This is a genomic window from Guptibacillus hwajinpoensis, assembly GCF_020524165.1.
In the GTDB taxonomy this organism is placed as follows: Bacteria; Bacillota; Bacilli; order Bacillales; family Guptibacillaceae; genus Guptibacillus; species Guptibacillus hwajinpoensis_D.
This window is the reverse complement of the sequence record NZ_JAIVKU010000002.1, coordinates 194,211-215,172: the sequence shown is the minus strand read 5'-3', so window position 1 is coordinate 215,172 and position 20,962 is coordinate 194,211. Positions and strand designations below refer to the sequence as shown.

Genomic DNA, 20,962 nt, shown 5'->3' with positions numbered 1-20,962 from the left:
CCCTCCAAATTATAGTGCTTTAATTGCCCTCATAATCATCGGCACGGCAGTTTCCATATGATCTGCAGTAAAACCAAATGCTTTTTTTCCGTCCTTAACAGCCTGTATAATTTTCTCTTCATTCGGTTTCCTTCCCGGCATAGAAACTGTTTCACAGCTAGGCTTTCCAATTATAGCAATCGCCATTGCTAGCGCACCGCCCCCCCCAGTGTGACACGCGCCAACATAGTAATCTGCCTGACCAGTTTTCACTGCCATTGCGGCTTCTACATCTGATTTCACTAAGGTTTCCACCCCATCTGGCCCATGTTCCTTCACAAGGGCTTCAACTTCTTTTTTATCTACCTGACCACCTACAACAATTTTCATTTAAATCTCCTCCTATTTGATTTCTTGAAAAATAGATACATAGTGTATTTTTAAAAAGGCAAGTTCAGATTGTGGAATTTCTTCAGCCCAATTGGATTGAATCCAGCTAATCTCCCTTTTTGCTACTTGTATGAGATCTGAATGCTCGATTTCCGAAATGAGCTCAACCGGGGGCGCATCGATCGAATCTCCACGAGAGATACGCGTTAAGGCGGATGCAAGATGAGTGACAAACATTTCTACTTTATTTTGAGGAAGCGGCTTTTGCGTCTGACTGCTTAATCTTTGAACGGCTTGCTCGGCGATAGTTGAAGCTTCTGAACTAATCACATCACCTGCTTTCAAAATATCTAATCGTTCTTTAATCGTCGTCATAAAATCAATCCTCCAATATACAGTATTTAGTATATTAATTTTATAGGAACCCCTATTTAATAATGTGGATAAATTTCTCCTTTTTCAACTTGAATCTGCAACTCTTGAACGTCAATGACAGATAGCTCAAGTAAGGCCTCTCTGAGTTCTACTCTCTCCCTATGTAAGAGCATAGTAGCCTCATTTACTTTCTTACTTAGTTCCTGAGCTTTATTTGAGCGGAAAGATCCTTTTCCCATTTCTTCTGAATGAATGACCTCATCCTTATTCCAAACTGCAGCATCAATTTCATTGTTCTTGAGCATCTCCATCAACTGCATGTAGTTTACTTCAATTAATTGAACGTCAATACCTTCTGTTTCATACTCCGTAAGAAGATGCTGATCAGCTGAAGAATAGTCAATCCCTACACGCATACCGCTTTGAATGGATTTGTTATTAGGGTTGGAAAAAACAATCTCATGTCCTGAGACGTAGGAGTTATTTCCAAAATTTTTAACCATTTCGATACTACTATCATTCTCAATAGCAAGCTCAGCTGCAAGCCTTGAAACAATTACAAAATCATATCTTCCAGCTTTCAACGCTTCAATTCGATTTGATGACCCTCTCATAAAGGCAAGATTAAAAGGAATTTTCATTCTTTCAAGCACCTGAACTAAACCGGTAGCAAGGCCTTCATATTTTCTCGAATATGGCAAAGGCATGGCACCCATAACAGATCCAAGTCCTGCAATATCCCAAAGTAACTGTCGATCGGTTCTAACAAGAAACGTACCAAGGTGACCTCTCGCTTCAAGAACAATGGCTCCGATTTCTTCAAGTAGACGTAACGCTCCTTGAATTGTCCCCCTTCCAAGTGATGTTTCTGTAACAAAATCACTTACGCGAGGAATACGGTTTCCCGGCTCGATCGCTAGTAAATTAGCAGCAATTCTCCTAGCTGCAAGCCCATTCTTGCTGTATAATTTCTCCCATTTGCGTTCCATATCCTCACCTCAATATACAGTTTTTCGTATTCTCACTATATAGAATAACTTAGAATTGATAACTTTTCAATGAATATTCTGAAAAAAAGCGAGGTGAATATAGTCACCCCGCCGTTTCCCTATTTTTGATAAGTTATGTTAGCTTTTTCTTTTGTATTTCTTACTCTTGCTTCGCACTTCAACTCCGATTAATAGGATTCATGCTTAAAACAAATTAGGATTAATCACTTTTGGAAGATAAAAAGCGACATCGGGTATAAAAGCCACGACTAAAAGAACTACGAGGACAATGGCGATATACGGCATAACGGCTCCTAATGAACGCTCTACTGGTAGCTTTCCTATTTTCGCAGCTAAAAGTAAACACAAACCATATGGCGGTGTCACCAGTCCAACAGCCAACGTCATGATTGTCACAATCCCCAGCAAAATAGGATCAATTTCAAAACCGATCGCAACTGGCAATATAACTGGGATAAATAAAATCATGGCTGGTATAGCATCCATAAATGTTCCTATGAATAAGAAGAAAGCAATAATGATCAAAAGAAAAACCCATTTACTATCAATGTTATTGGCAAAAAATTGCTCAGCCCATAAGGATAATTGATAGTAACTCATCAATTCACCCAGAGCATTTGCCGCCGCTAAAGCGAATAGAGACAATGAACTAAGTGTTAGCGTATCGACTAGAATTTTTGGGAAATCTTTTATTTTTAGTGTCTTGTAATAAAAAAGACCAATGATAACTGTATAAAGTGAAGCAAATGCAGCAGCTTCAGTTGCTGTAAAAATGCCTGTAATGATTCCCCCGATTAAGATAATTGGAGTCATTAAGGCGGGTATAGTACCGATAAACTGCTTCATAAAATTTTTCATGGAAGCTTTTTGGTAGGTTGGATATCCTCTCTTTCTCGCAAGAATATAAACCAGTACCATCATGCCAAGACCAACGAGAATACCAGGAATGATTCCTACTAAAAACAAAGCACCAACTGATACATTCGTAAGTCCAGCAAAGATAATCATTGGGATGCTTGGAGGAATGATTACCCCAATAGTAGATGATGCTGCTGTAATACCTACGGCTGTTTCAGTGTCATATCCCTGTTTCTTCATATTAGGGATTAAGATCTTCCCTACTCCCGCGGTGTCAGCTTGAGCTGCACCTGAAACTCCTGCAAATAACATAGAGACAAGAATATTCGCATGAGCTAGTCCACCACGAATATGACCTACAATCGCTAGCGCCAGATCGATTAACTTTTGTGAAATTTGACCACTATTCATTAAGTTTGCCGCTAATATAAAGAGTGGAACTGCTAGTAATACAAACGAATCTAAACCATTCAACATTTTAACGGGTACAGTTACTTCAGGAATATAAGGAACATTCAAAATTCCTAACAAAGCTACAATGCCAATGACGAAAGCAATGGGAATGCCTAGAAACATTAAGATAATAAATAGACCTACTAACAGAATACCAATCATTCGGTTACCTCCTTTTCGGAGAAACTTCTTACATTACGGAGAATGTGAGCAAGCGTGTAAATGAACATTGTTCCACCCATAATTGGAATGGAGATCCAAACATACCCCATCTTTAATTCCGGGATAGATACCCATGTGTAGTTCCAAAAGTTTTGCACAGCTTCGATTCCTAAATAACATAACCCTATACTAAACAAGAGAAGGATAAAATCATTTATAAGATATAAGCTTTTTTTGCTTTTACCAGTTAATTTATTCAATAAAAGGTCGAATTTAAAATGCTCTCTTCGATTAAGCATCACAGATGCTCCCATAAATACTGCCCAAATAAACGAATACGTTGCAACTTCCTCTGTCCAGATAGCTGAAACACCCATATACCGTGTAATGACTTGAATAACAATTGTGATGAAAAAGACTACTAGAAACAAAACACCGATTGTTAATTGAATCCGCTCAAGCAGCTTAATAAGCACAGCCAAATTCCCCCTTTTACAAACCTGAGACGAGCGATTAGATGAATGGCGAAGGTAATACTAGCTATACCCTCGCCGCCCTCTTCTTCACTTATTTCAAATCACGAATTTCTTTCAATAACTCAGTCGCACCGATTTCTTCTGCATTTTTTTCCTGAATTGGTTTAGCTAACTCAATGAAAGGTTCTCGGTCAATTTCATTTACGATTGCGCCTTCATCAATCGCTTTTTGTTTGTACTCTTCTTCTTGCTGGTGAAGAACCTCAACTTCTTTCTTAACGGAAGCTTCAGCTGCTTTTAGTACGGCATCCTTTTGCTCATCAGTATAAGAATCGAATTTCTCTCCATTAATTAGTAGCAAGCGTGTCGTGTAGTCATGAGCTGTTTCTGTAATGTACTTTCCGTTTTCAGTCTTGTGGTGATTTTGTTGAACAAAATAAGGATAGGCATTCTCAGAAGCATCTACTACTCCCTGTTGCATGGCTTGATATAACTCTCCCCATGCTACAGATGTTGGTACTGCTCCAGTTTCCTCCCAATAGTCTGCAATTGCCCCAGAAGTTTGGGTGCGGAATTTCATACCTTCAATATCCGCCATGTTATTTAACGGTTCTTTACCATAATAGTGACGTACGCCTGCTGTCCAATACCCTAGTACTTTAAACGTGTTATCTGACTTCTCATTAATCGTTTTAGCAATTTGATCACCTACGTCTCCACTAACTGCTTTCTCCCAATGATCATAACTATCAAAAACGTAAGGCATGGCGAATAAATCAATTTCTTTAATACCCGTTTTCGACATAAAACCAGGAGACACAAGGACAACGTCCGCTCCGCCAAGTTTAAGTTTTTCAACAAGTTCTGATTCGCTTGTACCTAATGTTCCTGCATGGACTTCTACTTCTATACTTCCATCGCTACTTTCTTCTGCTACTTTTTTAAACTCTTTCATTCCGAATTGATATGGGTTCTCTGGTGAAGTTTGGTTATGGGCCGCAATGATTTTAATCTTTCCATTCTCGTCGGCTCCAGCATTTTCACTATTTCCACAACCTGCAAGAACACCGAGAGATAAAACCATAACGAGCAATAAAGTTGATACATACTTCATAAAAAAATCCCCCTTTATTTTATGAATTCGTTTTCAAAAACGACGTTATTATTTTCTTCTACTAGCCTTGCAACATATTGTCTTGCCAATTCTCTTAAACTCTCAAAATCTTCTTTTGTCGATAGTAGATTAGGTTGAACAAGTTGACTCCCAATCCCTACAACTTTCGCTCCAGCTTCAAAGTAATCCAACATATTTTCCTTATCGATTCCACCAGTTGCCATGATTTGAAGTTGAGGAAGAGGTCCAAGAATGTTTTTAATATAACCTGCCCCCATGCTGTTAGCCGGAAAAACCTTTACCATATCAGCTCCAGATTCATAAGCTTTCAACATTTCCGTGGGCGTCAACGCACCGATAATACACGGAATTCCATACCTTTTTGCGACCAGAACTGTATGCTCATTAACCGTTGGCGAAACGATAAACTGAGCGCCAGCCATAATGACTGCTCTGGCTGTTTCGCCATCTAATACTGTCCCTGCACCTACTAACAATCCTTCAACCTTATCTCTAACATCCCTAATCATTTTTTCAACCTCTGGTGTTTCCGCTGTAATCTCAATTGCTTTAATACCACCCTTAAATAGTGCCTGGGCTGTTGGTAAAATATTATCTTGACTCGCTTTGCGGATAACGGGGACAATTTTTGCTTCTTGTACCTTTTGTAAGCTGGTCAATTTACACACCTCTATTCCATATTTGCATGTTTGGTTGTCATTTTTTCATTATCTGTTTTTTTGGATTGGTTGATCGTGTAGATAATAATGGCGTCCAAGAGTAAATGCAGCGATTGATCAAATTGATTTCCAAGAGGTTGAATCGTATCAGGCTCTTCTGGCAATCTTTTTTTAGTGGCTGCAGGAACAACTAGTAAATGATTACTTAATCCAGCTAGCCTGGAGTGTTCATTCGTTGTAATAGCTGAAACGCGAGCTCCAAGCTCTTTTGCTTTTTCAGCATAATAACAAATAGACTGAGTTGAACCTGAACCAGAGATAGCGAGCAACAAATCATCTTTTTCAATATTCGGAGTGATCGTTTCACCCGTAACATAAACTTCATATCCTCCGTGCATCAATCTCATCGCGAAGGCTTTCCCCATCAGTCCAGAGCGTCCTTCTCCAGTCACAAATATTCGTTTAGCTTCCTCTATGTAAGAAGAAAGGTGCTTCGCTTGATCTTCGTTCACTTCTGTTAAAACCTGTTTCATTTCATTAACGATAGTTTGAATGACTTCTTTCATACTCCTGGATCGCCTCCTTTATTTGTGTAGCCGCGTGTCTACGATTCGCCTGTTTCGTAATACCTCCTCCAACAATTAAAGTATGAGGATTGTAAGGAAGGATCGTTGGAAGAGATTCAAGATTGATTCCACCAGCGACAGCGACTTGTAAACCTTGAATTTCATTCACAAGTTCAAAAATATCACCGGTGATACTTCCATTTTTCTGCATGTCTTTCCCAAAATGGAGGCTCACAAGATCCACTCCTAGTCCTTGAATCTGCCGTATGCGATTTTTATTAGAAACGCCCAATAAATCAACCATAACCCTGCCCTCATACGCTAAAGCGACTTTCAACATGTCAGATATGGTTTGATCTGACGCGAAAGCCATAACAGTCGTAATATCAGCGCCAGCTTCATAAGCCTGAGCAGCTTCATATTTCCCAGCGTCACAGGTTTTCATATCGGCTACGATGGTTGTTTCAGGGAATTTCCCTCTAATTTCTCTTACGATTGACATCCCATATTCTTTTATGACACCTGTCCCTATCTCAATCCAGTCAATGGACCCAGATGTCTCTTCAAGGATTTTCAAACAGTCGTCATACGATAGCCTGTCTAGTGCTAATTGAAGTTTCACTTTGTTCACCTCTCAATAAATGCTCTTTCACCAAGCTGTGTAAGTACCTCTCCCAACTCTGGCAGTCCTTCATTATCTCCATATACACTCACAACTAAAGAGCCAATGGCATTAGAAAACTTAAGGGTTCTTTCAAGTGTCCAGCCATTTAGTAATCCGTAAACAAAACCTGCATCAAATCCGTCCCCTGCTCCAACTGTATCCACTACTTTTTTCGGTGGGATTGCTGCAGCATGAACCAGTTCACCATTTTGAAAAGCACTAGCTCCGTCTTTACCTTTTTTTATCGCAATCGTGGAGATATCGTATTTTTGACAAGCCTGCGCAATTTCAGTTGGTTCATGGACACCAAAAAGCAGTTCAGCCTCATCTTCACCAGTAAGCAATACGTCTACGTAAGGAAGAAGCTCGGTTAAGCCGCTTCTTGCTTCTTCAGGTGACCACAATTTCAATCGAATGTTAGGATCAAATGTAATGACCGCTCCATTATCCTTAGCAATTGTAGCGGCTCGTTTAAGAAGAGAGATGTTTTTATGAGGATTAATTGCAGCAAAAACTCCTGTTATATGTAAAAGCTTGCAATTCCGTAAAGTAACTTCATCAAGGGTCGCTTCTGTTAAAGCCTCTGTAGGGGAATGATGACGATAGTAGAACGTTTTCCCGCTACCGTCTTCTCTAATTTCTTTGAAATTTAATGATGTAGAATATTGATCTAACAACTTCACTTCCGAAACATCAATGCCCTCTCCTCTAGCAAAATTGCGTATATATTTTCCAAACTCATCATTTCCTAACCTGCTGATCCATCCCGTTTGCAAGCCAAGCCTTGCACATCCAATTGCGAAGTTAAACTCAGCTCCGCCTGCTTTCCGTTCAAAAGTGGAAGCATACCTCATTGGTCCGTGGTGGGAGGGATCAAATGTAATCATCGCATCCCCAATCGTAACAACATCTTTTTTCATAACTGGTCCCCCTTCTACTTAATTAACTGATTCTCTGATCATCAATTTTGGTTCAAAGCGATATTCTGGTTGATCATCTCGTACTTTATTTTTTTTGATTTTATCTAGCAAAAGTTCCGCGGCCATTTTCCCCATTTTGAATGTGGGCTGAGCCACTGCCGTAATAGGTGGATTGTAAAAGCTAGCATACGGTACATCATCAATACTGATCACCGATAAGTCTTTTGGGATAGTTAAGGATTCTTGCTTTGAAAAACGGAGCACTTCCTTTAGAACGAAATCATTTCCCGCAATAATGCAATCTGGTGGGTTAGATAGCGTCAACATTTCTTTAAGTGATGAAGCAATAAGGTCAGGCTCAACACATTGGATATACTCTTCATTTACTGCAATTCCCCTAGTGTGAAGAGCTTTTTTATAACCTTCTACTCTCTCATATCGTGGTGTGATCTTATCTATGAACGAAGTCGTCATAATGGCGATACGTTCATGGCCTTTCTGAACGAAATGCTCAACCGCTAATTCAGAAGCTTTTTCATTGTTCAGCATGATAGAAGATGCTGGAATATCTGGCACAGCACGGTCGACAAATACTAATGGATACTTCTCATCCAACATTCTTTTGTAAAGTTCTCGGTTATCACCAGTCGGAAAGACGATTAATCCGTCTACCTGCTTAGCACGCAGCATTTCAATATAACGCTTTTCTTTTACCGGATCATCATCTGCATTACAAATGATTGTATGAAAATCTTCTTCGTGACAAACATCTTCCACCGCTCTGCTTACTTCTGTAGAAAAAGTATGAAGGATGTTGGCAACAATAACTCCTATCGTCTTTGTAGATTTTTGTTTTAAGCTTCTTGCCACTATATTGGGTTGATAACCTAGTTCTTTAATCGCTGCTTCAACTCTTAATTTTGTCTGTTCACTCATATAGTCATATCGTTTATTCAAATATTGAGAAACGGTACTCTTTGATACTTGGGCTTTTTGTGCAACATCTGCCATCGTTACAGGTTTCATAAATCATTCTCCAAATCTCAATTAGTTTACTAAACCGATTTAGTAAATCGATTTATCTGTATTATAAAGTGAATGTAAGCGTTTTACAACCTCAAAAGAGGAAATAGTTAGATTTTTTAATTTTTTCATAAAAAAGAGAACAGACGTTAATCTGTTCTCTCTGCTCTTCCTCCTACAACCCAACAAACTCCTTCTTACGTTCTCGAAACACCGTCCAGTTCTTAAACCCAATCTCCTTGAGCTTTGCGCGAACTTCTTCAAATTCTTCTCCTACGCGTGAAGGCCAGTGAGCATCAGATCCAAACGTTACCCCAACGCCATAATGACACGCCATTTCGAGCATATCATTCGCTGGATACCAGCCTCCGCAGTCTTTATGTTTTCCTGAAGTATTGATTTCAATCGTTGATTCAAGCTCTCCCAGTCGCTTAATCGCTTTCTCAACTTCAGGCGTTTCAACATGTGTGAAATCTGGATAGAAACCTTTCATCGCATCAATATGCGCCAAAATATCAAAAACGCCGCTTTCCGCTGATTCCACGATTAACTTGTAATAGTGCTCTTTTTCTTTACGAATATCCTCTTCACTTAAATTCTCCCAGCGGGATTTATCAAAAATATTAGTGCCATTACTAAAATGAACAGAACCGATAATATAATCGAATGGATACTGGTCATAAATGCTTTTATATAGCGGATAATGCTCTTGAAAGAAATCGGATTCTACCCCGAGTAGAACATCTATTTTTCCTCGATACTTTTCCTTCAAACTCAAAACTTCCTCGACATAAGAAGAAAATTCACTCTTTGCCATTGCAATGCGCGGCAACGCCCGATCCTTCTCGCTTGCAAAGAACGGGGAATGGTCCGAAATACCAATCATCTGCAGATCGTTTTGAATTGCTGCTTTAATATAGTCTTCGATTGTTGCCTCAGCGTGGCCACAGCGTTCATGGTGCGTATGATAGTCAAATTTCATCGTGTTTCTCCTTCCAAATAATAGTATGTAATTCAATCACAATCCTATCATATTTCTTCCTTGGTCAAAGGGGTTTAGAGAGGTTATTTACAGAAAATTCGCACCCATGACATTATGTGACATATAACGGGTGGTGCCTGTCACCTGCGAATCCACGAACTTGCCCTCCCCCGTTTATTTTGAAATTATGAACTTTTTTATGAATAAGGTCCTAATTCGTTAAGTGGCTCCCTATCGGTATAATTCACTAGATTATTACCATATTCATAGCTTTCAAGAGACCTTCCCCTTATTTCTAAGTTCATTTCCCTTCCTATGTATTCTCCCACCATAATCTGCTTCAATTAATCATCCGCTTAATGTAAATGGAGTTTTACATTAAGCAGATATACTTTCAGTTGTAATGAATTTTGAAAGGATGATAAAGATGAAGTGTAAAAAGAAAATAGGAACTCTAGCCATGAGTTTCGTCTTGCTTGGTAGTCTACTTGCCGCTGGAACGACTTCAGCAAATGCAAATGAGAAAACCCCTGGTATGAATACTAGTAAACTACTAAATGTTGCTCACCGAGGAGCTTCTGGACATGCTCCTGAGCACACAATCCCATCGTATAAGCTAGGGGAAGAGATGAAAGGAGACTACATTGAGGTAGATCTTCAAATGACGAAGGACGGAACGCTAATCGCGATGCATGATGAGACAGTAGACCGGACGACAAATGGGACGGGCCTCGTAAAAGACTACACCCTTGAACAGATAAAAGCGTTAGATGCAGGAAGCTGGTTTAATGATAAATATCCTGAAAAGGCTGATCCAGCTTATGAAGGAATTCAAGTACCAACACTTGAAGAAGTCATTCAAACGTTTGGAACTGGCGCACGCTATTATATTGAAACAAAATCTCCTGACGTTTATCCTGGCATGGAAGAAGAGTTACTTCGTATTCTTAACAAATACAATTTAACAGGCGTGAACGAACGATCTAGCAAAGTCTTAATCCAATCTTTTAGTCAAGAAAGTTTATTAAAAATGCATAACTTGAATCCAAATTTGCCGCTTATTCAGCTTATTTCTTATAAAGAACCCGCTACGATTTCAGAGGACGAACTACAAGAACTATCTGAATATGCCGTTGGGGTTGGCATGTCTGCTTCAAAAATTGATCAAACCTATGTTCAAAATGTAAGAAACGCTGGGTTGCTCATCCACCCTTACACAGTAAATGACAAAGAAGAAATGAAGCGCCTGTTAGACTGGGGCGTAACGGGCATGTTTACAAACTACCCTGATCTTCTAAATGATGTTCTTCACGGCAAATAAATGTTAGGACAGAAAAAGTCCTCGTTGCTCAGTTAGCAACGAGGACTTTTTTTCCATGCCGATCGATTTTACCAGCCATATTGTTGAAGGAGATCAGCAACCTTTGTTTGATCGCTCTCCTCCGCTAATTCATAGGCCGCTTCACTTTCCTCAATCGAAAAAGGAAGAGCTCCTGCAACGAGTAGTGCTTCAACAAGAGAAGGATGATCTTGTTTGATCGCTTCAAATAATAAAGGCTTTCCTTCATAACGTGCATTTGCATCAGCACCTCTACCTAATAGAAGCGAAACGAGTTCAGTGGGTTTCTCCTGGATGATGGCAGTAACTAGAGCGCTCACTTCCCCATTATTCGCTGCGAAATTTGGATTCGCACCAGCATTGAGAAGTAAGGTAGTGATCTCTTCATTGTCTTCCATAATGGAATAGTTTAAGAGAGTAAAATCTTGCTCGTCTACTCTCATTTCAAGATTTGGATTGTAGCCATTATGTAGAAGTATTTTGATTAACTCTGGCTTTTCTTCCTGAACCGCAATGGCTAACATTTGCTCATTGCCGATTTCAAAATGAGCCCCCATTTTTAATAGCAGGTCAATAATCTCATTGCTTTCCTGTTCGACCGCGATTTCTAAAAGGTTCTCATTTTTTTCGTGGTTCCATTCATCATTTTCTTGGTGATCAGATTCTTCGTGATCATGGACCTCCACTCCGTTTTGAAGCAGGAACTCAACAAGCTTTTGATCGCCTTCCATAACAGCATAGGTGATTGGCGTTATGTCATCGTCGTTGACGGTATTGGGAGATACACCTTCACTAAAAAGTTTCTTCATCTCATTTAATACAGCTTCGTCAGAGTTATTTTGATAAAGGTATTCCCATAGTTGTTCTTCATCTGACAACTCGGATTGCTCTGATGTCCCCTGATTTTCTGCACTTGCTTCAGTATGTGGATCAGAAACGGAACGATCGTTATTAAGGTCAGAACATGCCACTGCAAAAATGAAGATTGGCAACATCCAAAGTATCTTTCGATTCATGATTCTCCTCCAATTAAGTGTTTTCTAATCATCATGTTAATTATATCGTGAAACGCTCCTTTAAAAGAGTAATGTTTCGTGAAATCAGATATTACCAGTCTTCGAATGGGGCAATCGTCATACACTTTAATAGTCAAGCTCCAAGGAGGACGAGACGTTGTCGTATTTTAAAACGAGGCGGAAACGCGGAGGTACAGGAAAAGCTTTTTTGATCATACTTGTCTTATTGCTTCTCAGTGGCAGCATCGCCTTTTGGATATGGCAACAACCAAAAGCGCGAGCAGCAGCGACTGTAAAAGAATTTTACTTATACGAACAGAGCGGTGATTTCAAAAAATCCTGGGCACTGTTTCATTCGGAAATACAAAACCGTTTTTCAGATGAACAGTACAGTCAATTGCGCTCCGAACTAATCACGCAGGATATTGGTGCAACGTCGTTTACCTTTGACATCGGTAAAGTAAAAACTAAAAAAAATTGGCGCTCCGGGGTTAATAGCGTCATTATGAAAAAAGTTTACGTCATAAAAGTCACCCAGCATTTTCAAAATCAATTTGGGAATTTCGACCTCGTGCAGGAGGTATTTGTGGTAAAAGAAGAAGGAGAATTTAGAGTTTTATGGGATTATAAATAAACGTTTGTTTAAGGAAAAGGTGCTATGCGGAGCATCTTTTTTGATGTTCATTTGGTTTACTTTGATAAGGGAGAAGCCATGATGAGTTCCTGTCGTGCGGTGACATATTCACAGTATTGTTTTTTCTTTTCTTGAAGTGTTCCTGGATAGCCTTCCACTAGTGGAAGGACGTTAATGTACGGTTTTCTCACGGAATCACTTACACCATAATAGCGATAACTAGACCATGGATACTCTGATGGTTGGTATACGAGATTTGCTTTCACTGGATTTAGATGGATATAACGACTAACTTCCAACATGTTTGTTGGGGAATTGAGCGGCTCATCAAAATAACGTTTCTCAAAGACGTGACCCGTCAACTCATAGCGACTGTTAAAATAAGTCGCATATCGTTTGTTCACTAGAGCCATGATTTTTGAAATGGGGGATTCTTTTGATCGCAACTGAAGGTGATAGTGGTTGTTCATTAAACAATAAGATGTCAATTCAAACGGGTGTGTTTCGAAGACTTGCTGAAGGATATACAAAAACGTGCGGTAATCTCTCTCATCTTGAAAAAGGGGTTCTTTTCGGTTTCCACGACTTACAATGTGATAGAAATAATTTGGAAGCCAGATTCTCGGTTTTCTCACCATCTCATGATTGTTGTTGTGTGAGAATTAAAAGGCGACTTCGCCCATAGAAGCTTCGTCAAAGTTCTTCCTCCTCTCCTTATTTTCTGCTCTTTCTCCAAGAATAATCTCCCTTTCCTAACACGTCAATCGAATCTCTTCGACAAATAGCGGGTGGTGACAGGCACTCGTCAATCCCACCGAAACTTTTGGAATATATTTGTAAAAAAATAACCCAAATTAACCCAAATAAGTGTTAGGATAGGAAAGTATTGGGTAAAAAGGGGGATACATATGAGGAAAATACATTTACTTTTGTTTGTTTTACTAGCTGTTATTGGGAGTTTAGTAGGATTCGGCTGGAATGAGATTGGCGGGACTGAGCTTATACCTTCGCAAGAGGAAAGCAGTTCGACCGTTGAAGCATCTATTACAGAAGATCACGACGATGAAATACTAAATGAAAAAGAGCTAAGGAAGAAAAGACTATCAGAAGCCACTGAAAATGCTTCGGCGAAACACATTCCCGTCTTAACTTATCATCACATTCTTGAAGAAAAAGATTTGAAAGCACGACATTATGATGAAGAAGGAAATTTAGCAAGTACAATTGTTTTATTAAAAGATTTTAAAAAGCAAATGAGAGTTTTGCATGATAATGGTTACTTTACTTTAACATTGGAAGAATTCAAGAAGTACATAACGAACAAAATGGATATTCCTAAAAATAGTGTTTTGCTAACGTTTGATGATGGTCATAAAAACAACTATATCGAGGCTTATCCAGTACTGAAAGAATATGGATTTTATGCTGTTGAGTTTTTAATTACAAGCCGGAACAATGATCAAACTGAGCCTTATGATTCAATAACAAACCAATATTTGAGTTATGAGGAAATTGATGCGGCGAATGATGTTTATGAGTTTGCTAGTCATACTAGTCTCTTTCACAATCACGAAGAAGATGGGACAGCGTTTTTAATATCAAAATCGCTTCCGGAAATAGAAGAAGATGTCGAAACAAGTATTGAACAAATTGGAGGTACAAACGCACTTGCATACCCCTATGGGGCCTATGATGAGGAAACCATGGAGGCCATAAGGCTTGCAGGGATAGATTTAGCTTTCACTGTACAAGCTGGCTATGTCGCCCCAGGAGATGACATGCTTCAAATACATCGAAATTCGGTTAGACCTTATCACTCGATTGAAGACTTTAAAGAAATCCTTCAATTGAGCTAGCCAAAGAAATCGATAGCAAGAATAGCCATTCGACAAATAGCGGGCGGTGACAGGCACTCGCCCCATCATTCAACTGGATGAGGGGGCTTTTCTCCTTCCAATACTTTCAGTAAATTCACTGCAGCCACTTCTGCCATCTTCAGTCTTGTCGTCACGCTTGCACTTCCGATATGTGGAAGGGTTACAACATTCGGAAGGGTTAAGAGTGGATGATTGAGTGATACTGGTTCTTCTGCAAAAACATCGATCCCAGCGGACCAAATATCACCCTCCTTAAGTGCATGATAGAGAGCTTCCTCGTTTACAATACCGCCTCTTGCCGTATTGATTAAGATAGCCGTTTTCTTCATCATTCTCAGTTCTTTCAGTCCGATTAAGTTCTTCGTCTCAGAGGTTAGCGGTGTTAAAACGCATACAAAATCAGATGCTTTTAATAGGTAGTCTAATTCTACAAATTGAAGTTCCAACTGATCTTCAGCTTCTTGATTTCTTCGACGGTTGTGATAAAGAACTTCCATATCAAACCCCCTGGCTCTTTTCGCTACGGCTTCTCCGATTCTCCCCATCCCAATAATACCAAGCGTTGACCCATAAACGTCCTGACCTGTTAACTGCATGGGAGACCAGGCTTCCCATTTCCCTTCACGCAAATATGTAGAAGCTTCAGGAATTCTCCGAGCAGTCGCCATTAGTAAGGCAAACGTTAAGTCTGCTGTCGTTTCCGTTAGCACGCCCGGTGTATTCGTCACGACAACGCCTTTTTCCTTAGCCGTTTTTATGTCGATATTGTTGTAACCTACTGCCATATTCGCGACTACCTTTAGTTTCGATGCATTTTCGAGGAGCGAACGATCAATTTCTTCTGTTAACATGCAGAATAGCCCGTCCACTTCTTGAATTTCTTGCTCAAGAACATCACGAGGGACAGGTTCTTCCTCAGATGACCACATCCGTAACTCGCATTTCTCACGGAGCTGATTAATAATTTCATCTGGTAATTTTCGCGTAAGGTAGACTTTCGGTTTCAACACATTTCTCCACTCCCAGCTTTTATTTTTCTCTATGCTACACTTTTCACGACAAAAGTCCAAATCCCTTTTTCACATAGAGACATTACCCGGGAAATTTCGCAATCATGCTCATTTTATAAACTGAATATTGTGTTAATATGAAGAAAAAAAGAATTTGAGGTGAATCATGTCTCAATACGAGCATTTCTCTTATCCTATTCGCGTTCGCTATTCTGAGATTGACGGTCAAAAAATTGTCTTTAACGCCCATTATTCCACTTACATCGACGTTGCCACAACAGAGTATTTCCGACACGTTCTTGGCGACCGGTTACACCTGCTTGCTGACGATCACTTGTTTGATCCTGTCTTAAGAAAGATTATCCTTGAGTTTATAAAACCTGCTAAATTAGATGATGTTCTTGATGTTTATTGTCGTGTTGCGAAGCTTGGAAAAACGAGTTTTGAACTGAGCCATACGATTAAACGAGATGATGAACTTCTCGTGAAAGCCGAGGTTGTACAAGTGAATTATGATGTAAATAGCGGTAAATCGCAGGTAATTCCTGCAGAAATCAAAGAAGCATTCATTCAATATGAAAAGTTGAGTCACTCTTCGATTTAAGTTCCGTACAACGCAAAAAGGCGGGATACCTTCCAGTATGCCGCCTTTTTCATTAACCAATTTTCCGATACTCATCTGCCATTTGCATGCTTTTTGGTTGAGTAAAACTTGAGATAACGACAACAAGAACAATGTTACTGATTAACCCAAGAATTCCTGCATGGATATCAAACGGGGTGCTTGCAGCAACAAGTTGGAAATAGTAATTAACAAATGTACCTACGACAAGTCCGATTATCACAGCGGGACCTGTAATTCTCCTAGAGTATAAGGCGCCATAAACGCCGGGCGCAAATTGTACAATGGATCCATAAGCTCCGAGAAGTAATGCAATTAGACCCTGCCCACCGAAAACGGTAATAAAATATGCAAGACCACCAATGACAAATACACCGATCCTCATCAATAATAGGGTTGTTTTGTTCGTTAAATTTGTTTTCATATTTTTGATGACGCCATCCGTAAATTCAAGAGAAGCACTATGCGTAATCGCATCAGCTGAAGACATAGCAGCAGCGAGGGCTCCTGCGCCAACTAAGCCATACACCCATCCAGGCAAGCTTAGTACGGCCGTGATTAAGTAAGGAAGAATTTCATCAGGTGAACCGATTAGTGAAGCATCTACAACATTGGCAGCCGCGAACCCGACAAATAATAACGGAATTAGAAACAAGGCGAATACAGGATAGACAAGTACTGTTTTTTTTATTGTTCTGGCATTCGAAGCGTAGGATTTTGAAAAGAGGTGTGGCCACATAAGAAAGCCGATAACCGATACAAGGATCGTGGTAGTATAAGCCGTTGGTGACATCGCTGACCCTTGATTGCCAATCTCAAGAAAACCAGGTTTTGCAGCTACAAGATCTGTAAACATCCCTGATACACTATTGTGAAGTTGGTTCACAATGGCGAGTCCAACCACCCAGGAGATGATGATCATGAGTAAACCTTGAAAAACATCTGACCAGGCTGCCGCTCGTAATCCCCCTGTTGCAACATACACAACAACGATTCCATAAGAAACAAGGGCACCAAGCCAAAAAGGAATTCTCCCTTCCGTCATAATGTTAAATATGTAAGCCATCCCTTTCATTTGTGTGGCCAAATACTGAATAGAAGCAAGCACCGCAATCAAGCCGATTAAGATAGGAAGGACTCGACTGTTATATCTCTTTTTCAAAAAGCCTGATACGGTGTAAATGCTATACTTTCGCCCGATTTTACCAATTTTCGGCCCAATAATATACCATGGGAGAATGGCGAAAGCAGTGTATGTAAGTATATAAAGAGCTGGAGCACCTTTCGAGTAAGCCCAGCCTGGAGCGCCAAGGAAGGAGAAGGCACTGAATACGGCCCCACCCATTAAGAACCACATAACGAAAAGGCCTAATTTCCCACCTGCTACTGCAAATTCATCTAGAGAGCTTTTATCTTGATTTCTCCCAGCTAAAACACCAATCACAAGAGCAATCACAAGGTACCCAATCATTATGATCATTGCAATTTGCCATGCTGCCATTTATTGCACCTCCTCTTCGTCTTTATCCGGATCCAGACTATACATCACTAGCACAATTAAAAAGGTAACGATAATCCAAGCAATTACCCAGAATACCGAAAAGGGGAGCCCAACGATAAATGGTGTACTACGATTTCCAAGTGAAAAGAGAGGAAAGATTAGAAGAAGTAGGGGAATGACTAATGATAGACAATATATCGTTGTAAATTTCTTTTTACTCACAGAACGCCCTCCTTTTGTTTTGAAAAGACAAATTCTCCATTGATCATCGTAAGATCGACACGGATATCCTTTAACCTCTCTGATTTGCACGCAAGAATACTTTCATTAAGGATGACCAGGTCAGCTAACTTTCCACTTTCGATACTGCCTTTCTCGCTTTCTTCAAAACTCGCATATGCGCCCGACCATGTATAAGCTTTAATCGCATCTTGAATCGAAATACCCTGCTTATTTCCAATCAATTTACCTGATTTACTTTGACGGGTAACAGCAGCATAAATACCTAGTAGGGGATTAACATCCGTAATTGGGCTATCTGATCCAATTGCAAAAGGAATTTCGTTTTGAACAAAGTCCTTTAGTGGAAACATGCTCTCTGTTCTATGGCCATAATCTTGAACATACCCATCTCCAAATTCATAGAGAAAAGCGGGATTTGGAATCGGAGTGACCTTTAAATGTCTCATTTTTTCTAACAGATCAGTAGGCGTCAACGCTGCATGCTCGATTCGGTGACGATGATTAATGAGAGATGTATTCCTCAGTCCTTTCTCAATCGTTTCAAGCATCATTTCTACAGCTTGATCGCCAATTGCGTGCGCTGTGATTTGCCAACCTAGTTGATGTGGCTCTATAAGGGATTGATCAAGTTCATCTTGTTGCAAATATAGAATGCCGGAGTCATCGGGATTACTTGTATATGGCTCTCGTGTTTTCGCTGTTGGGCCACTGCTACTTCCGTCAATAAAGACTTTAGCGGGGCCAATCTTGAACCACTCGTCGCCAAGACCCGTTACGATTCCACTTGCAAGTCCCTTTTCTACCATCTTCCCGGATTCGTGAAGCGAACCGTAGAGTGCATAAACACGTTGTTTTATGACTTTTGAAGAAACAGCTTTTTGTAATGAGCGAATATGTGAAGGTCCATATCCCCCTGCATCATGTACACTTGTAATACCATTTTTTAAAAAGTGTTCTGAAGCTATCGCCAACCCGGTTTGGATTTGTTCTTCTGAATACATCGCTTCTAAAAAAAAATTCATATGAGCGGATTCAAGCAACACTCCGGTTAACTCCCCTTTTTCTCGACCATACTTACCACCTGAAGGATCAGGGGTATCCTTAGTTATTCCAGCCATTTCGAGGGCTTTGCTGTTCACACACGAAAGATGTCCACACGTTCTTACGACAATAATCGGGTGCTCAGTTGAAACTTGATCAAGATCCCATTTCGTCAGGTGCCGCCCAAGGGAATTCTGATTGTATCCCCAACCACGAATCCACTCTCCTTTTGACGTATCGAGAGCGCGAGTCGTCAGCTTTTTAATGATGTCATTTATTCCGCTAACATCTTTACAGTTCACACCAAGTTGATTGGTACCAAACAATTCAAGATGAGCATGCGCGTCAATAAATCCAGGAAGCAAGCTTCTGCCTTGTAAATCGATGATCTGAGTATGGTCATCCTGATATAGTGTCGCTTCTTCATTTGAACAAGTGGCAAGAATACGATTTCCCTTTATCGCTACAGCTTCTTTAATCGAGAACGATTCATTGACTGTAATAACCTCTCCATTGAAAAAAATTGTATCTGCCAGCAACTAATCACCCCTCCTCATCTTGTACAATCCGCACTGCCGTCTGATAAAGCAATTGAACGCCTTTCTCAATATCATCCATTTCAGCAAATTCAAGCGGATTATGACTGATCCCTTTCTCACATCGAACGAAAATCATTCCGTAGTCACTGATATACGACATAAATAGAGCATCGTGAAATGGACCGCTCATTAAAACAGGTGATTCATAACCGAGCTTTTTATCTTCTTCACTCATGATCGTTTTGATCCAGTCTGCACAATAGCGAGGCTCACTTCTAGTGTCTTCCGTAATCGTGTACGTGAGTTTGTAAGTGGATGCTGCTTCTTCAATGATCGTGTAGAGCTTTTTTTCAAGCATGGTGCGATGCTCAAGATCGATATCACGTAAATCCATCGTAAATTCCACTTTTTCAGGAATGATGTTACGAGAGTTCGGAAATACCTGAACACTTCCTACGGTTCCGACCGTTGTTTCTAAACCTTCTTTTTTAATAAGTTGATCGAACTTCGTAATGATTTCACTTGCTCCAACCATCGCATCTTTTCGTAAAGGCATTGGAACCGAGCCAGCATGTCCTGCGAAACCTTCAAGCGTAACAGTTAGCCAGATGGGGCCAGAAATTCCCGACACAATTCCAACAGGTTTACCTTTAGATTCAAGGACCGGGCCTTGCTCAATGTGAAGTTCCAAGAAAGCTTTGATATCTCCTTCTTTGTATACGGGACTTTCCGTAAGATCAGGCTCGACACCGAATTCTTTCAGTGCTTCTTTTCTCGTCATCCCTGTCTTGTCTTTTCGTTCAAGCTCCCCTTCCTCTAGCAAGCCAGCAAGTGCTCTCACACCGAAGACTCCTTTATTAAAACGGGAACCCTCTTCATCTGAAAAACAAATCACTTCAATTGTCCGGTTCGGTGTGATGCCGTTATCTTTCATCGTATGTACGACCTCTATTGCTCCAAGAGCCCCCGCTGTTCCGTCAAAGCGCCCGCCATAGGGTTGCGAGTCGATGTGAGATCCGAGCATTAGAATCGGCTTTTCTTTTTTCACTCCCTCTATCCTTCCGATTAAATTCCCGAAACCATCAATATGAGCCTCTAGCCCAGCCTCTTCCATCCATCCCTTTACAACTTCCACCGCTTCTCGATCTTCTTTCGAATGCGCTAGACGGCAAACGCCCGTCTCACCAATCTTTCCGATATTAGCCAGTTCTTCAAGATGACTCTGTAAACGACTACGATTAATTCCCATTCACCCTCACCCTTTTCAACTTTTTGTTTACTATACCAAAGCAGATTTGAACGGACATTATACAAAATGTAGCTTATTGACTGATTATTATATATATTTCGTCTATTTAAAATGCATCATGACGCAAATGACATGGAATTCCTTCGACAAAATCATCCAAAAAGCGGGCGGTGACAGGCACCGCCCGAATGATCCTCTTGCCACAATCACCCTAATTGCATATAATATAGCTAGAGAAC

Annotated in this window: 23 protein-coding genes; 4 read left to right on the top strand and 19 right to left on the bottom strand. The window is 40.2% G+C overall.

All coding sequences use genetic code 11. From position 1 onward, the window contains the following. Nucleotides 1–9: 9 nt before the first annotated feature. From LC090_RS02735 to LC090_RS02680, 12 genes are all read right to left on the bottom strand, one after another. Nucleotides 10–369, bottom strand: coding sequence for a DUF2620 domain-containing protein (locus LC090_RS02735; RefSeq protein ID WP_226655050.1), 360 nt, complete (start codon nucleotides 367–369; stop codon nucleotides 10–12). Between the two features lie 12 nt (nucleotides 370–381). Then, complete coding sequence (locus LC090_RS02730; protein ID WP_226655048.1) at nucleotides 382–744, bottom strand: PRD domain-containing protein; 363 nt, start codon at nucleotides 742–744, stop codon at nucleotides 382–384. 56 nt (nucleotides 745–800) lie between these two features. Next, a complete protein-coding gene (yhfZ, locus tag LC090_RS02725; protein WP_226655045.1) occupies nucleotides 801–1,733 on the bottom strand; it encodes a GntR family transcriptional regulator YhfZ in 933 nt (310 codons plus the stop codon). A 204-nt stretch (nucleotides 1,734–1,937) separates the two neighbouring features. Beyond that, complete coding sequence (locus tag LC090_RS02720) at nucleotides 1,938–3,227, bottom strand: TRAP transporter large permease (protein ID WP_226655042.1); 1,290 nt, start codon at nucleotides 3,225–3,227, stop codon at nucleotides 1,938–1,940. After that, on the bottom strand, nucleotides 3,224–3,703 hold the full coding sequence (locus LC090_RS02715) for a TRAP transporter small permease (RefSeq protein WP_226655040.1): 480 nt from the start codon (nucleotides 3,701–3,703) through the stop codon (nucleotides 3,224–3,226). Before LC090_RS02715 ends, LC090_RS02720 begins: the two co-directional genes overlap by 4 nt. A 91-nt stretch (nucleotides 3,704–3,794) precedes the next feature. Beyond that, the gene (locus tag LC090_RS02710; protein ID WP_226655038.1) at nucleotides 3,795–4,817 is read right to left on the bottom strand and encodes a TRAP transporter substrate-binding protein; all 1,023 of its coding nucleotides are present in this window, start codon (nucleotides 4,815–4,817) and stop codon (nucleotides 3,795–3,797) included. Nucleotides 4,818–4,831: 14 nt separating this feature from the next. Next, nucleotides 4,832–5,497, bottom strand: coding sequence for a bifunctional 4-hydroxy-2-oxoglutarate aldolase/2-dehydro-3-deoxy-phosphogluconate aldolase (locus tag LC090_RS02705; protein WP_226655036.1), 666 nt, complete (start codon nucleotides 5,495–5,497; stop codon nucleotides 4,832–4,834). A gap of 11 nt (nucleotides 5,498–5,508) precedes the next feature. Next, nucleotides 5,509–6,063: a 6-phospho-3-hexuloisomerase gene (hxlB, locus tag LC090_RS02700; protein WP_226655034.1), complete on the bottom strand. Its 555-nt coding sequence runs from the start codon at nucleotides 6,061–6,063 to the stop codon at nucleotides 5,509–5,511. After that, entirely contained in the window at nucleotides 6,035–6,685 is a 651-nt protein-coding gene (gene hxlA, locus LC090_RS02695) for a 3-hexulose-6-phosphate synthase (RefSeq protein ID WP_226655032.1), read from the bottom strand. The genes hxlB and hxlA overlap by 29 nt, the downstream gene beginning before the upstream one ends. A gap of 5 nt (nucleotides 6,686–6,690) precedes the next feature. Next, entirely contained in the window at nucleotides 6,691–7,647 is a 957-nt protein-coding gene (locus tag LC090_RS02690; protein ID WP_226655030.1) for a sugar kinase, read from the bottom strand. A gap of 18 nt (nucleotides 7,648–7,665) precedes the next feature. Beyond that, nucleotides 7,666–8,673, bottom strand: a complete 1,008-nt coding sequence (locus LC090_RS02685) for a LacI family DNA-binding transcriptional regulator (RefSeq protein WP_226655027.1) — start codon at nucleotides 8,671–8,673, stop codon at nucleotides 7,666–7,668. 172 nt (nucleotides 8,674–8,845) lie between these two features. Beyond that, on the bottom strand, nucleotides 8,846–9,652 hold the full coding sequence (locus tag LC090_RS02680) for a histidinol-phosphatase (protein ID WP_226655025.1): 807 nt from the start codon (nucleotides 9,650–9,652) through the stop codon (nucleotides 8,846–8,848). Between the two features lie 427 nt (nucleotides 9,653–10,079). On the opposite strand from LC090_RS02680, the gene LC090_RS02675 reads away from it, so the two are divergent. Next, a complete protein-coding gene (locus LC090_RS02675; protein WP_226655023.1) occupies nucleotides 10,080–10,973 on the top strand; it encodes a glycerophosphodiester phosphodiesterase in 894 nt (297 codons plus the stop codon). A gap of 68 nt (nucleotides 10,974–11,041) precedes the next feature. On the opposite strand, the gene LC090_RS02670 is transcribed toward LC090_RS02675, so the two are convergent. After that, the gene (locus LC090_RS02670) at nucleotides 11,042–12,007 is read right to left on the bottom strand and encodes an ankyrin repeat domain-containing protein (protein WP_226655020.1); all 966 of its coding nucleotides are present in this window, start codon (nucleotides 12,005–12,007) and stop codon (nucleotides 11,042–11,044) included. A 157-nt stretch (nucleotides 12,008–12,164) separates the two neighbouring features. Between LC090_RS02670 and LC090_RS02665 the strand changes: the two genes are divergently transcribed. Next, entirely contained in the window at nucleotides 12,165–12,641 is a 477-nt protein-coding gene (locus LC090_RS02665; protein WP_226655017.1) for a hypothetical protein, read from the top strand. Between the two features lie 56 nt (nucleotides 12,642–12,697). Here LC090_RS02665 and LC090_RS02660 read toward each other — a convergent pair whose 3' ends face one another. After that, nucleotides 12,698–13,279 carry an REP-associated tyrosine transposase gene (locus tag LC090_RS02660; protein ID WP_226655015.1) on the bottom strand — a complete coding sequence of 194 codons (582 nt, stop codon included), beginning with the start codon at nucleotides 13,277–13,279 and terminating at the stop codon, nucleotides 12,698–12,700. 270 nt (nucleotides 13,280–13,549) lie between these two features. On the opposite strand from LC090_RS02660, the gene LC090_RS02655 reads away from it, so the two are divergent. Then, entirely contained in the window at nucleotides 13,550–14,497 is a 948-nt protein-coding gene (locus LC090_RS02655) for a polysaccharide deacetylase family protein (protein WP_226655013.1), read from the top strand. 65 nt (nucleotides 14,498–14,562) lie between these two features. On the opposite strand, the gene LC090_RS02650 is transcribed toward LC090_RS02655, so the two are convergent. Beyond that, the gene (locus tag LC090_RS02650; protein WP_226655256.1) at nucleotides 14,563–15,525 is read right to left on the bottom strand and encodes a 2-hydroxyacid dehydrogenase; all 963 of its coding nucleotides are present in this window, start codon (nucleotides 15,523–15,525) and stop codon (nucleotides 14,563–14,565) included. 169 nt (nucleotides 15,526–15,694) lie between these two features. Here LC090_RS02650 and LC090_RS02645 point away from each other — a divergent pair, with 169 nt between their 5' ends. After that, entirely contained in the window at nucleotides 15,695–16,132 is a 438-nt protein-coding gene (locus LC090_RS02645) for an acyl-CoA thioesterase (RefSeq protein WP_226655010.1), read from the top strand. A 52-nt stretch (nucleotides 16,133–16,184) separates the two neighbouring features. On the opposite strand, the gene LC090_RS02640 is transcribed toward LC090_RS02645, so the two are convergent. Genes LC090_RS02640 through LC090_RS02625 form a run of 4 tightly spaced genes read right to left on the bottom strand, consistent with a single transcriptional unit; the run spans nucleotide 16,185 to nucleotide 20,723 of the window. Further along, nucleotides 16,185–17,651 (bottom strand): sodium:solute symporter family protein, encoded by a 1,467-nt coding sequence (locus tag LC090_RS02640; RefSeq protein WP_226655007.1) that lies wholly within the window; start codon nucleotides 17,649–17,651, stop codon nucleotides 16,185–16,187. Then, a complete protein-coding gene (locus LC090_RS02635) occupies nucleotides 17,652–17,873 on the bottom strand; it encodes a DUF3311 domain-containing protein (protein WP_226655004.1) in 222 nt (73 codons plus the stop codon). It lies immediately after the preceding gene. After that, nucleotides 17,870–19,474: an amidohydrolase gene (locus LC090_RS02630; RefSeq protein WP_226655002.1), complete on the bottom strand. Its 1,605-nt coding sequence runs from the start codon at nucleotides 19,472–19,474 to the stop codon at nucleotides 17,870–17,872. The genes LC090_RS02635 and LC090_RS02630 overlap by 4 nt, the downstream gene beginning before the upstream one ends. Nucleotides 19,475–19,478: 4 nt before the next feature. Then, nucleotides 19,479–20,723: a M20 family metallo-hydrolase gene (locus LC090_RS02625; RefSeq protein ID WP_226655000.1), complete on the bottom strand. Its 1,245-nt coding sequence runs from the start codon at nucleotides 20,721–20,723 to the stop codon at nucleotides 19,479–19,481. Nucleotides 20,724–20,962 lie beyond the last annotated feature (239 nt).

Bases quoted from the DNA above. Each gene is read 5' to 3' on its own strand.
- LC090_RS02735 (WP_226655050.1), bottom strand. From the start codon at position 369: ATGAAAATTGTTGTAGGTGGTCAGGTAGATAAAAAAGAAGTTGAAGCC.
- LC090_RS02730 (WP_226655048.1), bottom strand. From the start codon at position 744: ATGACGACGATTAAAGAACGATTAGATATTTTGAAAGCAGGTGATGTG.
- yhfZ (WP_226655045.1), bottom strand. From the start codon at position 1,733: ATGGAACGCAAATGGGAGAAATTATACAGCAAGAATGGGCTTGCAGCT.
- LC090_RS02720 (WP_226655042.1), bottom strand. From the start codon at position 3,227: ATGATTGGTATTCTGTTAGTAGGTCTATTTATTATCTTAATGTTTCTA.
- LC090_RS02710 (WP_226655038.1), bottom strand. From the start codon at position 4,817: ATGAAGTATGTATCAACTTTATTGCTCGTTATGGTTTTATCTCTCGGT.
- hxlB (WP_226655034.1), bottom strand. From the start codon at position 6,063: ATGAAAGAAGTCATTCAAACTATCGTTAATGAAATGAAACAGGTTTTA.
- LC090_RS02690 (WP_226655030.1), bottom strand. From the start codon at position 7,647: ATGAAAAAAGATGTTGTTACGATTGGGGATGCGATGATTACATTTGAT.
- LC090_RS02685 (WP_226655027.1), bottom strand. From the start codon at position 8,673: ATGAAACCTGTAACGATGGCAGATGTTGCACAAAAAGCCCAAGTATCA.
- LC090_RS02680 (WP_226655025.1), bottom strand. From the start codon at position 9,652: ATGAAATTTGACTATCATACGCACCATGAACGCTGTGGCCACGCTGAG.
- LC090_RS02675 (WP_226655023.1), top strand. From the start codon at position 10,080: ATGAAGTGTAAAAAGAAAATAGGAACTCTAGCCATGAGTTTCGTCTTG.
- LC090_RS02670 (WP_226655020.1), bottom strand. From the start codon at position 12,007: ATGAATCGAAAGATACTTTGGATGTTGCCAATCTTCATTTTTGCAGTG.
- LC090_RS02660 (WP_226655015.1), bottom strand. From the start codon at position 13,279: ATGGTGAGAAAACCGAGAATCTGGCTTCCAAATTATTTCTATCACATT.
- LC090_RS02655 (WP_226655013.1), top strand. From the start codon at position 13,550: ATGAGGAAAATACATTTACTTTTGTTTGTTTTACTAGCTGTTATTGGG.
- LC090_RS02645 (WP_226655010.1), top strand. From the start codon at position 15,695: ATGTCTCAATACGAGCATTTCTCTTATCCTATTCGCGTTCGCTATTCT.
- LC090_RS02640 (WP_226655007.1), bottom strand. From the start codon at position 17,651: ATGGCAGCATGGCAAATTGCAATGATCATAATGATTGGGTACCTTGTG.
- LC090_RS02625 (WP_226655000.1), bottom strand. From the start codon at position 20,723: ATGGGAATTAATCGTAGTCGTTTACAGAGTCATCTTGAAGAACTGGCT.